Source organism: Kitasatospora sp. NPDC094028 (genome assembly GCF_049543595.1).
In the GTDB taxonomy this organism is placed as follows: domain Bacteria; phylum Actinomycetota; class Actinomycetes; order Streptomycetales; family Streptomycetaceae; genus Kitasatospora.
In genome coordinates this window covers 32,113-46,427 of record NZ_JBMVFA010000010.1, presented here as the reverse complement: position 1 = coordinate 46,427, position 14,315 = coordinate 32,113, and the positions used below count along the sequence as shown (strand labels likewise).

At 73.2% G+C, this 14,315-nt stretch carries 12 protein-coding genes and 1 tRNA gene; 3 read left to right on the top strand and 10 right to left on the bottom strand.

What is annotated here, in order from left to right:
* Positions 1-147: 147 nt before the first annotated feature.
* On the bottom strand, positions 148-1,809 hold the full coding sequence (gene argS, locus ACPC54_RS17300; RefSeq protein WP_498965654.1) for an arginine--tRNA ligase: 1,662 nt from the start codon (positions 1,807-1,809) through the stop codon (positions 148-150).
* 84 nt (positions 1,810-1,893) lie between these two features.
* On the bottom strand, positions 1,894-2,310 hold the full coding sequence (locus tag ACPC54_RS17295) for a response regulator (protein WP_498965847.1): 417 nt from the start codon (positions 2,308-2,310) through the stop codon (positions 1,894-1,896).
* A gap of 214 nt (positions 2,311-2,524) precedes the next feature.
* Here ACPC54_RS17295 and ACPC54_RS17290 point away from each other — a divergent pair.
* A tRNA-Arg gene (locus tag ACPC54_RS17290) sits at positions 2,525-2,596 on the top strand.
* Positions 2,597-2,709: 113 nt separating this feature from the next.
* On the opposite strand, the gene ACPC54_RS17285 is transcribed toward ACPC54_RS17290, so the two are convergent.
* From ACPC54_RS17285 to ACPC54_RS17275, 3 genes are all read right to left on the bottom strand, one after another.
* Positions 2,710-3,705, bottom strand: a complete 996-nt coding sequence (locus ACPC54_RS17285) for a trypsin-like serine peptidase (protein WP_498965653.1) — start codon at positions 3,703-3,705, stop codon at positions 2,710-2,712.
* Positions 3,706-3,879: 174 nt separating this feature from the next.
* Positions 3,880-5,400, bottom strand: a complete 1,521-nt coding sequence (locus ACPC54_RS17280) for an MFS transporter (protein ID WP_498965846.1) — start codon at positions 5,398-5,400, stop codon at positions 3,880-3,882.
* Positions 5,401-5,660: 260 nt separating this feature from the next.
* A complete protein-coding gene (locus ACPC54_RS17275; protein ID WP_498965652.1) occupies positions 5,661-7,367 on the bottom strand; it encodes a DUF885 domain-containing protein in 1,707 nt (568 codons plus the stop codon).
* Between the two features lie 165 nt (positions 7,368-7,532).
* Between ACPC54_RS17275 and ACPC54_RS17270 the strand changes: the two genes are divergently transcribed.
* On the top strand, positions 7,533-8,288 hold the full coding sequence (locus tag ACPC54_RS17270; protein WP_498965651.1) for a TetR/AcrR family transcriptional regulator: 756 nt from the start codon (positions 7,533-7,535) through the stop codon (positions 8,286-8,288).
* Between the two features lie 46 nt (positions 8,289-8,334).
* Here ACPC54_RS17270 and ACPC54_RS17265 read toward each other — a convergent pair whose 3' ends face one another.
* Positions 8,335-9,186 (bottom strand): fumarylacetoacetate hydrolase family protein, encoded by an 852-nt coding sequence (locus ACPC54_RS17265; RefSeq protein WP_498965650.1) that lies wholly within the window; start codon positions 9,184-9,186, stop codon positions 8,335-8,337.
* A 247-nt stretch (positions 9,187-9,433) separates the two neighbouring features.
* Between ACPC54_RS17265 and ACPC54_RS17260 the strand changes: the two genes are divergently transcribed.
* Positions 9,434-10,132, top strand: a complete 699-nt coding sequence (locus ACPC54_RS17260; protein WP_498965649.1) for an MBL fold metallo-hydrolase — start codon at positions 9,434-9,436, stop codon at positions 10,130-10,132.
* Here the strand turns inward: ACPC54_RS17260 and ACPC54_RS17255 are convergent.
* The 4 genes from ACPC54_RS17255 to ACPC54_RS17240 form a co-directional block, all read right to left on the bottom strand.
* The gene (locus ACPC54_RS17255; protein ID WP_498965648.1) at positions 10,088-11,299 is read right to left on the bottom strand and encodes a serine/threonine-protein kinase; all 1,212 of its coding nucleotides are present in this window, start codon (positions 11,297-11,299) and stop codon (positions 10,088-10,090) included. The genes ACPC54_RS17260 and ACPC54_RS17255 overlap by 45 nt on opposite strands.
* Before the next feature lie 98 nt (positions 11,300-11,397).
* Positions 11,398-12,387 carry an ABC transporter substrate-binding protein gene (locus tag ACPC54_RS17250; protein WP_498965647.1) on the bottom strand — a complete coding sequence of 330 codons (990 nt, stop codon included), beginning with the start codon at positions 12,385-12,387 and terminating at the stop codon, positions 11,398-11,400.
* A 67-nt stretch (positions 12,388-12,454) separates the two neighbouring features.
* Positions 12,455-13,207: an amino acid ABC transporter ATP-binding protein gene (locus ACPC54_RS17245; RefSeq protein ID WP_498965845.1), complete on the bottom strand. Its 753-nt coding sequence runs from the start codon at positions 13,205-13,207 to the stop codon at positions 12,455-12,457.
* 62 nt (positions 13,208-13,269) lie between these two features.
* Positions 13,270-14,301 carry an amino acid ABC transporter permease gene (locus ACPC54_RS17240; RefSeq protein WP_498965646.1) on the bottom strand — a complete coding sequence of 344 codons (1,032 nt, stop codon included), beginning with the start codon at positions 14,299-14,301 and terminating at the stop codon, positions 13,270-13,272.
* Positions 14,302-14,315 lie beyond the last annotated feature (14 nt).

Genomic DNA, 14,315 nt, shown 5'->3' with positions numbered 1-14,315 from the left:
TCGGCGGGGCATTCGCCACACGCGGCTCTCATGATTCGCTCGCTTCGCTCGCTCATGCTGGGCTTGTCCTTCGAGACCTATGGCGAGGGGCGGCGACGGTCACCGTTGACCGTCAGCCGCCCCCCGCAGTGCGCTTGGGGGTGGTTCCTACATCCGCTCGGGCGCCGACACGCCCAGGAGCGTCAGGCCGTTGGCGACGACCGTGCGCGTCGCGTCGGCCAGCCAGAGGCGGGCGCGCGTGAGGTCCGTGACCTCCTCGTCGCCGCGCGGGAGGATCCGGCAGTTGTCGTAGAAGCGGTGGTACTTGGCGGCCAGCTCCTCCAGGTACACGGCGACGCGGTGCGGCTCGCGCAGCTCGCCGGCCGAGGCCAGGACGCGGGGGAACTCGCCGAGGTGGCCGAGCAGGTCGGACTCCCACTCGGTGCTCAGCAGCTCCGGTTTGAAGTCCTCGGCCGCGCCGCGCGTGATGCCCTGCTCGTCGGCGTTGCGCTGGACGGCGCACATCCGCGAGTGGGCGTACTGGACGTAGTAGACCCGGTTCTCGTTGGTCTGGCTGGTCAGGATGTTGATGTCCAGCGTGATCGTCGAGTCCGTGGACGAGCGCGCCAGGGTGTAGCGGGCGGCGTCGACGCCGATCCACTCGACCACGTCGTCGATCGTGATGATGTTGCCGGCCCGCTTGGACATGCGGACCTCTTCGCCGTCGCGAAGCATCTTCACGAACTGGCCGATCTTCACCTCGATGTTGTGGTTCATGTCGTCGCCCGCGCAGGCCGAGATGGCCTTGAGGCGGTTGACGTAGCCGTGGTGGTCGGCGCCCAGCATGTAGAGCGCGACCTCGGCGCCGCGGTCCCGCTTGGACAGGTAGTACGCGGCGTCGGCGGCGAAGTAGGTCTTGTCGCCGTCCGCCTTGATCAGGACGCGGTCCTTGTCGTCCCCGAAGTCGGTGGTGCGCAGGAAGACCGCGCCGTCCTGCTCGAAGACGTGGCCCTGCTCGCGCAGCCGGTCGATGGCCTTCTCGACGGCGCCGGAGTCGTGCAGCGTCTTCTCGGAGAACCAGACGTCGAAGTGGGTGCCGAACTCGTCCATCGAGCGCTTGATCTCGGACACCATGAGCTTCAGGCCCTCGGTGCGGAAGACCTGCAGCTGCTCGTCCTCGGGCAGGTCGAGCACGCCGGGGATCGCGTCGGTGAGCGCCTTGGCGATGTCGACGATGTACTCGCCGACGTAGCCGCCCTCGGGCACCTCGCGGCCGTTCGCGGCGGCCTGCAGCGAGGCGGCGAACTTGGTGATCTGCACGCCGGCGTCGTTGAGGTAGTACTCGGTGGTGACGTCGGCGCCGGAGGCCCGCAGGACGCGGGCCAGCGAGTCGCCGACCGCCGCCCAGCGGACGCCGCCGATGTGGATCGGGCCGGTCGGGTTGGCGGAGACGAACTCCAGGTTGATCTTCAGGCCCTTGAGGGCCTCGTTGCGGCCGTAGGCCTCGCCCGCCTCGACGATGGTGCGCGCGAGCGCGCCGGCGGTGGCGGTGTCCAGGGTGATGTTCAGGAAGCCCGGACCGGCGATGTCGACCTTGGCGACGCCGGTGATCCCTCGCAGGCGGTCGGCCAGCAGCTCCGCGATGGCTCGCGGCGGCTTGCCGGCCGCCTTGGCGAGCTGGAGGGCCACGTTCGTCGCGTAGTCGCCGTGGTCCCGGTTCTTGGGCCGCTCGACCGTCACGTGCTCGGGCACGGCGACGGTCAGCTCGCCCGCCTCGACGGCGGCGCTCACTGCGGCCAGGACTGCCTGGGAAAGGTCTGCGGGGGTCACGACGCCAAGCGTAGGCGAGACGGGGTACCCGCCCGCCACCCGGTTTACCCGTTGAGACGGCGCCGCGCCGCCCCGCCCGGGTTGTCAGCCGCGATCCGTGCGCTCCGTTCGCTCAGGGCGAAACCCGCCGGAGCCCTCCGGCCGCATCAGCCGCCGGACCAGCGCCACCAGATCGGCCGGGTCGAAGGGCTTGCCGAGGTAGCCGTCCACGCCGACCGTCTCCCCGAGGTCCAGGTCCGCCGGGGTGCAGGCGCTGACGATCGCGATCGGCAGCCCGCGGGTGTCCGGGGTCGCGCGCAGCCGGGCCGCCGTCCGCAGGCCGTCCAGCCGCGGCATCACCACGTCCAGCGTGATCACGTCGGGCTTCACCCGGCGGACGACCTCCAGGCACTCGGCACCGTCGGTCGCGGTCACCACCTCGAAGCCTTCGAGCTCCAGGTTGACCCTGATCAGCTGGCGGATCACCTCGCTGTCGTCCACCACGAGGACCCGCCCGGACACTCCCGACACCTCACCGAGGGTATCGGCGGGCCCGCCGCCCCGTCCGGCCTTTGGGCACTTCTGCCTCCCGCCGCCCGCCCCGACGATCTTCCGGCCGCCCCGAGTGGATCTCCCGGCCCCGCTGACTGGATCTTCTGGAAGCCGTGCACGGAGCACGGCCGGAGCCTGGTAGTGTTCTCAACGTCGGAAGCGCGAGCGGACGACAGGCCAACAGGCCCCCGTAGCTCAGGGGATAGAGCACCGCCCTCCGGAGGCGGGTGCGTAGGTTCGAATCCTACCGGGGGCACTTCGCAGCAGGTGCAACCGAGGCCCAGATCAGTGGAGTCGATCCACGGATCTGGGCCTTCTTCGTGTTCCGGGGCCGGTCGCGCGACGACCCGCCCGGCCGGCCGTCGCGGATCAGGCCTTGCCCTCGACCTCGGAGTAGAGGGACGCGATGGTGTGGTCGAAGTACGCGCTGTACGAGATGTCGTCGCTCTCGCCGCCCTGCTGGTAGCCGCCGATCGCGCCGACCACGTCGCCGGTGGCGGTGTTGATCCACGGGCCGCCGCTGGTGCCGGCCGGGTAGGCCGGACAGTGCACGACCCGCTGGTAGGTGCTCTGCTGGTCGGTGGAGTTGGTGCAGAGGCTCGGCTCCTCCGAGTCGCCCGGGTAGCCGTAGAGCCGGACGGTCGCGCTGAACGGCTCGTCGGTGCCGAGCTTGTTGCCGCCGACCACGTCCTCGACCTTGCGGCCGCCGTCGTTGGGGGCGGTCTCCAGGATCGCGTAGTCCTCGTCCACGTCGCCCTTCTGGGACCAGTCGGCGGTGGTGTGGATCGCGGTGACCTTCCAGGTGCCGTACGGGGCGTTGCCGTCCCGGTAGCCGGGGGCGAAGACGACGCCGTCGGTGCTGGTGAGGCAGTGCGCGGCGGTCAGCAGCAGGTTGTGGGTGGGGCTGTGCAGCACGCTGGCGGTGCAGAAGTGGTTGCCGGCCGCGACCGAGCCCTGGAACAGCGCGCCCACGGTGGAGATCTCGGGGGCGTCGCCGGGGGCGGTGGCGGTGGTCCCCATGACGACGCCCCGCCGGCTGGGGGTGCCGGTCGGGGCGGTGCTCGGGGTGTCGGTGGCGCTCGGGGTGTCGGTCGGCGTCGGGGCGGCTCCGGTCGGGGTCGCCGTGGGGCTCGGGGTCGCCGCCGGGGTGGAGACCGGCGCGGGCTGGGCCGGCGGCGCGCTGCTCGGCGCGGTGGTGAGCGCGGGCCGGGCGCTGCGGGCCGCCTTCCCGGCGGCCGACGCGTCGTTCAGGCTGAGCCCGTGGGTGCCGACGACGACCGCGGCGACGGCGGCGGCCGACAGGGCGGTGAGCAGGGTCGGGGCCAGCACGCGGCGGCTCGCCTTCTTACGGCGGTGCTGACCCATGGCCTTGCTCTCCTGTCGTCGAACGGTGGAGGTACCGGTCACTGACTATGACGCGTTCGACTGCAAAGGTTGTTACTCGCGCCTTGGAGAGTCATGAGAAAAACGTCACCCGGCCCCGGGTAAGCGTATCGACCCCGCCCCGAACGGGGTCGACACGTCTTCCAACCCGGGCTTTCAGCCTGCCCGTTGGTGATCCGATGGGGCGGCGGGGGCCTTGCCGGTCGGCTGCCCGTCCACCGCGGCGGCCTGGGGCCGGTGCGTCGCGGCGACCTCGGCCGGTTCGACGGCCTCGGTCGGCGGGGCGGCCCCGCCGGGGACGGTGGTGGCCTCTCCGGGGGCCGGCCGGTGGTCGATCATCAGGAAGGCGACCAGGGCCGCCAGGAACAGCACACCCATCGCCACCCAGGTCGCGACCACGTAGCCGTGCACCGCGCCCTGGGCCCGGACGGCGGGGTCGCTCGCGAGCCGGGTGGCCAGCCAGCTCGCGGTGGCGCTCGCGGCGATCGTGTTCAGCAGTGCCGTGCCGATCGAACCGCCCACCTGTTGGGCCGAGTTGATGGTGGCCGAGGCCGCGCCGGCCTCGTTCGGGGCGACCCCGAGGGTGGCCAGGCTCATCGCCGGCATGAACACCAGGCCCATCCCGAAGCCGATCAGCAGCACGGAGGGCAGCACCATCGCGGCCCACGGGCTGTCCACCTTCATCTGGGTCAGCCAGGCCATGCCCGCGCCGGCCAGCAGCAGCCCGGGGGCGATCAGGTTCCGGGACGGCACCCTGGTCATCAGCCGGGCCGCGACGCCGGTCGAACTCACGATGATGGCGGCCGTCATGGGCAGGAACGAGACACCCGAGACCACGGGCGAGAAGTGCTTGATCGCCTGCATGTAGTAGGTGAGGAACAGGAACAGGCCGAACATGCCGACCATGGCCAGGCCCACCGAGAGCGCGCCGCCGCCGCGGTTGCGGTCGGCCACGATGTGGGTCGGCAGCAGCGGGTGCGAGGAACGCTTCTCGACCAGGAGGAACACTCCGAGCAGCGCCACTCCCAGCAGCAGCGAGCCGATCACCAGGCCGTCTCCCCAGCCCCGGGCCACGGCCTCGGAGGTGCCGAAGACGATGGCCAGCAGACCGCCGCAGCCGAGCAGCGCCCCTGGCAGGTCGAGCTTGATCCGGCGCCCCTTGGCGATGTGGTCGCGGTTGAGCACCCGGAACGCGGCGAAGGCGGTGGCCACCGCGATCGGGGTGTTCACGAACAGGCACCAGCGCCAGTTCAGGTACTCGGTGAGCAGGCCGCCGGCGATGAAGCCGATCGCGGCGCCGCCGCCGGCGATCGCGCCGAAGATGCCGAAGGCCGTACTGCGCTCCTTCGGGTCGGTGAAGGTGGTGGAGAGCAGCCCCAGCGCGGAGGGGGCGAGGACGGCGCCGAACCCGCCCTGCAGGGCGCGGGCGCCGAAGAGCATGGCCGGGCTGGCCGCCGCGCCGCCGAGGGCGGAGGCGAGGGCGAAGCCCAGGAGGCCGATGGTGAACACGCGCTTGCGGCCGAAGAGGTCGCCGAGGCGCCCGCCGAGCAGCAGCAGGCCGCCGAAGGCGAGCGTGTAGGCGGTGATCACCCACTGCCGGTCCGCGTCCGAGATCCCGAGATCCCGCTGGGCGGACGGCAGGGCGATGTTCACGATGGTGATGTCGAGGACGATCATGAGCTGGGCGATGGCGATGACGGCCAGCGCCCACCAGCGGCGACGATCCGCGTTCTCATGACCGGTGGCGGGTTGCGCAGACACTGGTCGAGCCTTCCGTTGGGGGCGGAGAGGTCACGCAGTCGCCTTCCAGTCGACTACCGTCCCGAACGAATCGCAAGGAAAGACCTTGCCAAATCGACCTTTATCGGACAAAAGGACCAGGCCCTGGGACTTCCGGCGGAGGTCCCGGGCCCGGCCCCACGGCCGGCTCTTCCGCGTCAGAGCGCGGACAGCTCCGCGACCAGGTCGTCCAGCCCCAGCGAGCCCTGCGACAGCGCCGCCATGTGCCAGGCCTTGAGGTCGAACTCCGCGCCGCGCGCCTCGTGCGCCGCCCGCGCCGCCGCCCGGCCGCGCAGCCAGGCGCGCTCGCCGAGCTTGTAGCCGATCGCCTGGCCGGGCAGGCCCAGGTAGCGGACCAGCTCGCTGTCCAGGAAGTCCGAGGACAGGCCGCAGTACAGGCCGAAGAACTCGCGGGCGTGGTCCGGGGCGACCGGCTCGCCCGGGCGGTACGGGGAGTCCGCGGGGAAGTCCAGGCCGGCGTGCATGCCGATGTCGACGATCACCCGCAGCGCGCGCATCATCTGCGCGTTGAGGTAGCCGAGGCGGTGGCCCGGGTCGGTGAGGTAGCCGAGCTCGTCCATCAGGCGCTCGGCGTACAGCGCCCAGCCCTCCATGTTGGCGCTGACCCCGCCCAGGGTCACCTGGTACGTGGAGAGCCGGTCGGCGACGTACACCCACTGCGCGAGCTGCAGGTGGTGGCCCGGGACGCCCTCGTGGTACCAGGTCGAGACGAGGTCCCAGACCGGGAAGCGCTCCTCGCCGAGCACCGGCAGCCAGGTCCGCCCGGGGCGGCTGAAGTCCAGCGACGGCTGGGTGTAGTACGGCGCGGCGGCGCTGCCGGGCGGGGCGATCCGGGACTCGACCCGGGTGATCGGCTCGGCCAGGTCGAAGTGGGTGCCCTGGAGGTCGCGGATCGCCTGGTCCATCAGGCCCTGCAGGTACTCGCGGGCGGCGTCGGAGCCCTCGATGGCCGGGCCGTCCGACTCCAGCCACTTCATCGCGGCCATCGGGCCGACGCCCGGGCGGACCTTCTCCGCCTCGGCCTCCATCTGCGCGCGCAGGTCGTGGAACTCGCTCCAGGCCCAGGCGTAGGCCTCGTCCAGGTCGAGGTCGGCGCCGGTCCAGTAGCGGACGAAGCGGCCGTAGCGCTCCCGGCCGACCGGGTCCGGGGTGTCGGCGGCGGCCGGCCCGTACACGTCGCGCAGCCAGTCGCGCAGCGCGGCCAGCGCCTCGGCGGCGGCCACCGCGTGGCCGTCCAGCTCGGCCCGCAGGGCCTGCGGCGCGTCCTCGACGAACGTCCCGAACCAGCCGCCGGGGACCTCGCCGTCCAGCCAGTCGCCGAACTGCCCGACCACCGTGGTGACCTGGCGCGGGCCGGAGAGCAGGCCGCGCTCGATGCCCTCGGCCAGGGTCTGCCGGTACTGCTCCAGCGCCACCGGCACCCGGGCCAGCCGGCCGGCGACCACCCGCCACTCGGCCTCGGTGTCGGTGGCCATCAGCGTGAAGCACTCCCGCACGTTGTGCACCGGGGAGCCGAGGTTGCGCAGCGAGCGGTAGTCCTCGCCCGCGTCGTGGACGGCGAGTTCGGCGGTCAGCCGCTCGCGCAGCAGCCGGGCGCAACGGCGCTCGGCCTCGTCCTCGACGGCGCCGTCCCGCTCGGCCTCGTCCAGCCGGGCGAGGGTGCGGCGGCCGAGCTCGGCCAGCTTCGCGGAGCCGGCCGGGGAGAGGTCGGGCAGCCGGTCGTCCTCGGGGTTGACGCCGAGGTAGACCGCGATCAGCGGGTCCAGTTCGGCGAGTTCGCGGACGTAGTCGTCGGCGATGCGGCGCGGAGTGGTGCCGCCGGACGTGATCAGTTCTTCAGCCATTCGCACATCATCGCGTGGCCTCCGACGATTGCAAGACCCCGGCGATCACGAGCGGTGACCGGTCCGAGTCCGACCGGGGTCTGCCCCACCGCGCCCGCACCCCCTGCGGAAACGACCGTGCGAGGACAGGACCGGATCGGCCCGATGCCCATTACGCTGACGGCCATGGAAGCCCGCCCCACCACGGCAGACGACCCGACCACCGCCCCGCCCGCGCCCGAGCCGCGCCCGCGGCGCACCGGCTACCGGCGGCTGCCGGTCCAGCAGCGCCGCGAACAGCTGATCACCGTCGCGCTGGAGCTGTTCGCCTCCCGCCCGCCGGAGGAGGTCGGCCTGGACGACGTCGCCGAGGCCGCCGGGGCGTCCCGCCCGCTGGTCTACCGCTACTTCGCGGGCGGCAAGCAGCAGCTGTACGAGGCCGCGCTGCGCACCGCGGCGGACGAGCTGACCAGCCGCTTCACCGTGTCGGCGACGGGCACGCCGTCCGAACAGCTGGCGACCGTCCTGGACGGCTACTTCGCCTTCGTGGCCGAGCACGACGCCGGCTACTCGGCGCTGCTGCGCGGCGGTTCGGTCGTGGAGACGGCCCGCACCTCGGCGATCGTCGACGACGTCCGGCGGGTGGCGCTCCGGCGGACCCTGCGCCACCTGGGGGTCCGGGAGGCCGGGCCGCGGCTGACGCTGCTGGTGCGCTCGTGGATCGCGGTGGTCGAGGGCGCGTCGCTGAGCTGGCTGGACGAGGGGCGCGCGCTGCCTGTGGAGGAGCTGCGCGACTGGCTGGTGGACCAGTTCACCGCGATGGCGGCGGCGACGGCGCTGCACGACCCGCAGACGGCGGAGGTGCTGGCGGCGGTGCTGGCGCTGGAGGGCCCGCAGGCGGAGCGGGCCGGGCGGCTGCGCGTGGCGCTGGGCGGTTCGTAGCCGCGGGGTCTCCCGACCCCCGTGCCAAGGGTCGGGACGGCCCGGGCTACGCCTTGCCGAGCACCTGGCGCTGCCGGCCGAGGCCGTCGACCTCGATCTCGACGACGTCACCGGGGGCGAGGAACGGCGTGCCGGGACGGCCCAGGGTGACCCCGGCCGGGGTGCCGGTGATGACCACGTCGCCGGGGTCGAGCACCATGAAGTGGCTGACGTAGCGGACGAGTTCCAGCACCGGGAAGATCATCTGCGCGGTGCTGCCGTCCTGCCGCAGCTCGCCGTTGACCCACAGCCGCAGTGCCAGGGCCTGCGGGTCGGCCACCTCGTCGGCGGTGACCAGCCAGGGCCCGAGCGGGGTGAAGGTCTCCGCCGACTTGCCCTTGTCCCACTGGCCGCCGCGCTCGAACTGGAAGGCCCGCTCGGTGACGTCGTTGGCGATCGTGTAGCCGGCGATCACCCCGGCCGCCTCGGCGTGCGAGTCCAGGTAGCGGGCGGTGCGGCCGATCACGACGGCCAGCTCGGCCTCGTAGTCGGTCTTCTCGCCGCCGCGCGGCACCAGCACCTCGTCGTACGGGCCGACCACGGTGTTGGCCGGCTTGAGGAAGACCATCGGCTCGGCCGGGATCGCGGCGCCGGCCTCGGCGGCGTGGTCGCGGTAGTTGAGCCCGATGCCGACCACCTTGCCCGGCCGGGCGACCGGGGCGCCCACCCGCAGGCCGTCCAGGTCCACCACCGGCAGCAGGCCGGCGGCGGCGTCCCGCGCCAGCCCGGCGGCGTCCAGTCCGGACAGGAAGGCCCCGTCGAGGTCGCGGGCCCGTCCGGACAGGTCGTACGCGGTACCGTCCTCGCCCAGCAGGACCGGGCGCTCGGCGCCCTGCGGTCCGACGCGGAGGAGCTTCATCGATCCGTCACCAGCCTTTCGTCGCGGCTCACCGGGGCGGCGGGGCGCCGCTCCGGGGTCCGGTGACGAGGTATACCAACCGTCCAGGGCGGCGGACCAGACCGTCCCGATGGGCGAAATCCTCCCGACTCGCCGCCTGCGGGGCGCGGGCGAATCGGCCGCCCGCACGGTTGACAGCCCTCCGGCCCGGGCTTCGCCGTGGGCGAATCGACGCCCGCGCCGGCTCCTGAGGCGTGATCATCCGGTCATGGAGATCACCCGGGTACGCGAAGAACTGCACATGATCACGCTGGAATTCGGCGCCGCCTACCTGTGGCGGGACGAGCACGGGCTCACCCTCGTCGACACCGGCATCGCCGGCTCGGCGGGCCCGATCGAGCAGGCCGTCCGCAGCATCGGGCTGGACCCGGCCGCGCTGCGCCGGATCGTGCTCACCCACCACCACGAGGACCACACCGGCTCCGCCGCCGAACTCGCCCGCCGCTGGTCCGCCGAGGTCGTCGCGCACCGGCTGGACGCCCCGGTGATCCGGCGCGAGCAGCCGCCCGCGCCGCCGGTGCTCAGCCCGTTCGAGCAGCAGCTGTGGGACGGGCTGCCGCCGATACCGCCCGCCGAGCCCTGCCCGGTGCACCGCGAGGTCCAGGACGGCGACGTGCTGGACATCGGCGGCGGCGCGGTGGTCGTGCACGTGCCCGGGCACACCGACGGCAGCATCGCGCTGCACCTGCCCGGGCCCGGCGTGCTGTTCACCGGCGACATCGCCTCCAACGTGCAGGGGATGACCAGGCCCGGGGTGTTCCACACCGACCCGGCCCGGGCCCTGGAGTCCTTCCGCCGGCTGGCCGGACTCCCGGTGGAGACGGCCGTGTTCGGGCACGGCGACCCGATCGCCGCGGGTGCCTCAGCCGCGCTGCGCGGCGCCGCCGAGCAGGCCGGACAGCTGTAGTCCCCAGGGGGCGCCGGCGCCGTCGCGGGCCACCACCCGCTGCCAGCGCGCGAGGTCGCGCTCGGCGTCGGCGCGGGCCGCCGGGTGAGCGGCCAGGGCGGGCAGCAGCTCCTGCAGCAGGGCGACGGCGGCGCCGGGCCGGCCGTCCCGGGCCAGCCAGAGGGCCAGGTCGTGGCAGGTGCGCAGGGTGCGCGGGTCGGCGGCGCCGCAGATCCGGGCCAGGTCGGGCAGCAGCGCGGTGAGGGTCTCGACGGCCCGCCCGAACGCGCCCTCCTCGCCGTACCGCCAGGCCCGGTCGGCGTCGAGGCGCAGCTCCTCGGCGGTCCGGTCGCCGGCGCCGAGCATGCCCGGCCGGACCGTCCGCAGCCGGGCCCGTACCTCGGCGGCCGTGGCGGGCCGGTCGGCCGGGTCCTTGGCGAGCAGCTGGGCGGTCAGGTCGGCCAGCGCCGGGTCGACGCTGCGCAGCCGGGGCGGGACCTCGGTCGCGTGCTTGGTCATGTAGCCGAGGGGCGTGTCGGCGCGGAACGGGAGCCGGCCGGCGCAGACCTCGAACAGCATGATGCCGAGGGCGTACAGGTCGGCCCGGCCGTCCACCGCGCCGTCCGCCCAGCACTCGGGTGCCAGATAGGGCACCGTGCCGACGACGCTGCCGCTGGAGGTGAGCCGGGGACCGGTCTGGCTGAGCAGCCGGGCGATGCCGAAGTCCACCACCTTGACCCGGCGGTCGCCGTCGATCATCACGTTCCCGGGCTTGATGTCCCGGTGGACGACGCCGCCCAGGTGCGCCGCGTCCAGTGCCTTGCAGACCTGGCCCATCCACTTGAGCGCGAGCCCGTGCTCCGGGCGCTCCCGCTTGAGGATCGCGGACAGCGCCTCGCCGCGGACCAACTCCATCACCAGGTAGTGGGTCTCCCCGGCGCCGTCCGGGACCCTCCCGTAGTCGTGCACGGCGGCGATGTGCGGATTGGAGAGACTGCTCGCCGTCCGGGCCTCGCGGACGAACCGTTCCACCGCCTCCTGGTCGGCGGCATGCTCGGCGAGCAGCACCTTCACCGCGACCTGCCGGTCGAGCACCACGTCGCTCGCCTGCCACACCGCACCGTAGCTGCCCCGCCCCAGCGGGTTCTCCAGCCGGTACCGGCCGCCGAGCAGGTCCCCCTGCCGCATCTGCGCTCCCCCAACCCGACCGTCTCCGCCCGGCGTTCGCCGGGCGGGGTCACGATAGCGGCGGCCGGGGACGAACGGGTGAACGAGCCTGCGGCGGTTCAGGGTTGTTGCTTGGGCAGGCCCTGCGGGTTGAGTTCGGAGGTCGGGACGGCCTCGCCCTCCAGCCCCCAGCGCCTGAGCACCTGCGCGTACGTGCCGTTCCTGATCACCTCGTTCAGCGCCTGCTGCAGCGCCGGGACCAGCCCGTTGTCCTTCTTCGTGGTGGCCGCGATCTTGCCCTGGACGGCCGCGCCGCCGCCCGAGTAGGTGCCGACGACCTCGGTCTCGCCGGTCTGCGCGGCGTGGAAGGCGAGGCTGGGGTTGGGGCCGACGTAGGCCTCGATCCGGCCGGAGGAGAGCGCCAGGTAGAACTCGGTGCCCTGGAAGTACTTGATGTCGATGGGCTTGCGCCCGGCCTTGGTGTTCTCCTCGCTCCAGGCGAGCAGCAGCTTCTCCTGGTTGGTGCCGGAGGAGACGCCGACCGTCCGCCCGGCCAGGTCGGCGGCGCCGGTGACCTTGAGGCCGCTGCCCTTCTTCGCCTCGAAGCCGAGGACGTCCAGCCGGTAGGTGGCGAAGTCGTACTTCTCCTTGCGCGCCTCGGTGACGGTGATGTTGGACAGGCCGACGTCGTACTTGCCGCTGTCCAGACCGACGAAGATGTTCTCCCAGGACACCGAGTCGAACTCGACCTTGAGGCCGAGCACGTCGGCGACCAGCGAGGCGATGTCCGGCTCCACGCCGATGACGGTCTTGTCGTCGTTCGCGAAGAAGTCCAGCGGCGGGGTGGTGCCGATCGAGTCGACGACGGTCAGCGTGCCCCTGCGGCGGATCTCCTCCGGCACCAGCGCCGCGATCGCGTCGACCTTCGGGGTGGTCACCCGGTCCTGGTTCGGCGTCAGGTTCACCACGGTCCCGTTCGGCGCGGTGCTGCCGCGGGCCGGGGCGAGGTCCGCCGCGGCGCCCGTGGCACCGCTGCCGCAGCCGGCCAGGACGAGGGCGGCGGCGACGGCGCCGGCGGCGGTCACGAGGGCGCGACGGGATAGGGACATGGCTCGGAACTCCTGCTCGGTGAGGTGCGGGGGGGGGGTGACGGGGGGTGCGGGGGGGTGGGGGTGGTCAGAGGACCTTGGCCAGGAAGGCCCGGGTGCGCTCGTGTCGCGGCCGGTCCAGCACCTCGGCCGGCGGGCCCTGCTCGACGACCACGCCGCCGTCCATGAACACCACGGTGTCGGCGACCTCGCGGGCGAAGCCGATCTCGTGGGTGACCACGATCATCGTGGTGCCGCTGCGGGCCAGGTCCTTGAGCACGTCCAGGACCTCGCCGACCAGCTCGGGGTCGAGCGCCGAGGTCGGCTCGTCGAACAGCAGCACCTTCGGCTCCAGGGCCAGCGCCCGGGCGATCGCCACCCGCTGCTGCTGCCCGCCGGACAGCTGGCGGGGGTAGGCGGCGGCCTTGTCGGCCAGCCCGACCCGCTCCAGCAGCGCCAGCGCCGCCGCCCTGGCCTCGGCCTTCGGCCGGCGCAGCGCGGCCACCGGCGCCTCGACCAGGTTCTCCAGCACGGTCAGGTGCGGGAACAGGTTGAAGTTCTGGAACACGAAGCCGATGCCGGTGCGCTGGCGCAGCACCTCGCGCTCCTTGAGCTCGTACAGCTTGTCGCCGGAGCGCCGGTAGCCGATCAGCTCGCCGTCGATCGCGACGTGGCCGCGGTCGAGCTTCTCCAGGTGGTTGATCGTCCGAAGCAGCGTGGACTTGCCGGAGCCGGACGGGCCGAGCACCACCGTCACCGAGCCGGCCGGGACGTCCAGGTCGACGCCGCGCAGCACCTCCAGCGGGCCGTAGCTCTTGTGCAGGCCGCGCACCCGGACCATCGGGGCGGCCCCGCCGGACGGGGTGGTCGTGGCGGTCGTGTCGGTCGTGGCGGTCGTCGCGGTCACGGCTGTCCTCCGGAGGTGCGGGTGCGCGGGGTCTTCGGTACGGCCGCCCGCAGCCGCTGCCACGGGGAGGGCGGCGGGGTGCGCTCGGCGCCGCGGGCGAAGTGGCGCTCGACGTAGTACTGGACGACCGACAGCAGCGTGGTCAGCAGCACGTACCAGACGGTGGCGACCATCAGCAGCGGCACCACCCGCCCCGTCCGGCCGTAGATCACCTGCGCCTGGTAGAACAGCTCGCCGATCGCCATCACGTAGACCACCGAGGTGCCCTTGAGCAGCGAGACCACCTCGTTGGCGGCGGCCGGCAGGATGCCGCGCATGGCCTGCGGCAGCACGATCCGCCAGGCCTGCCGCCGGCGCGGGATGCCCAGCGCGGCGGCGGCCTCCCGCTGGCCGGCGTCCACCGCGAGGATGCCGCCACGGATGATCTCGGCGGCGAACGCGGCCTGGTGCAGGCCGAGCCCGAGCACGGCCGCGCCGAGCGCGCTCAGCACGCCGACCGTCTCGACCTCCCCGAAGGTCGGCCCGAACGGGATGCCGACGCCGAACCGCCGGTAGAGGTAGGAGAGGTTGAACCAGAACACCAGCTGGACGATCAGCGGGATCGAGCGGAACACCCACACGTACGCCCAGGCGATGGTCCGCAGGATCGCGCTGCGGGACAGCCGCATCGCGGCCACGGCGGCGCCCAGCAGGAAGCCCAGGAGGGTGCCGTAGGCGGTGAGTTCGAGGGTGCGGCCGACCGCCTGGAGGATCACGTCGGCGGTGAAGTAGGCCCGGAAGGTGGGCCAGTCCCATGCGGGGTTGGTGGCGAGGCCGTGGGCGAACTGGAGCAGCAGGACGAGGGCGGTGATCCCGGCCGCCCAGCGCCACGGGTGGCGGGCGGGGACGGTCCGCAGGCCGTCCAGCTCGGCGAGGTCGAGGGCGGGGTCAAGGGCGGGGGCGGGGCCGGGGGCGGGGACGGGGGCGGGGCCGGGGCCGTCAGGTCTGGGACGGGTCGGGGGTGCGGTGGCTTCGGTGGTGACGGTCATCGGGAGGTCTCCTT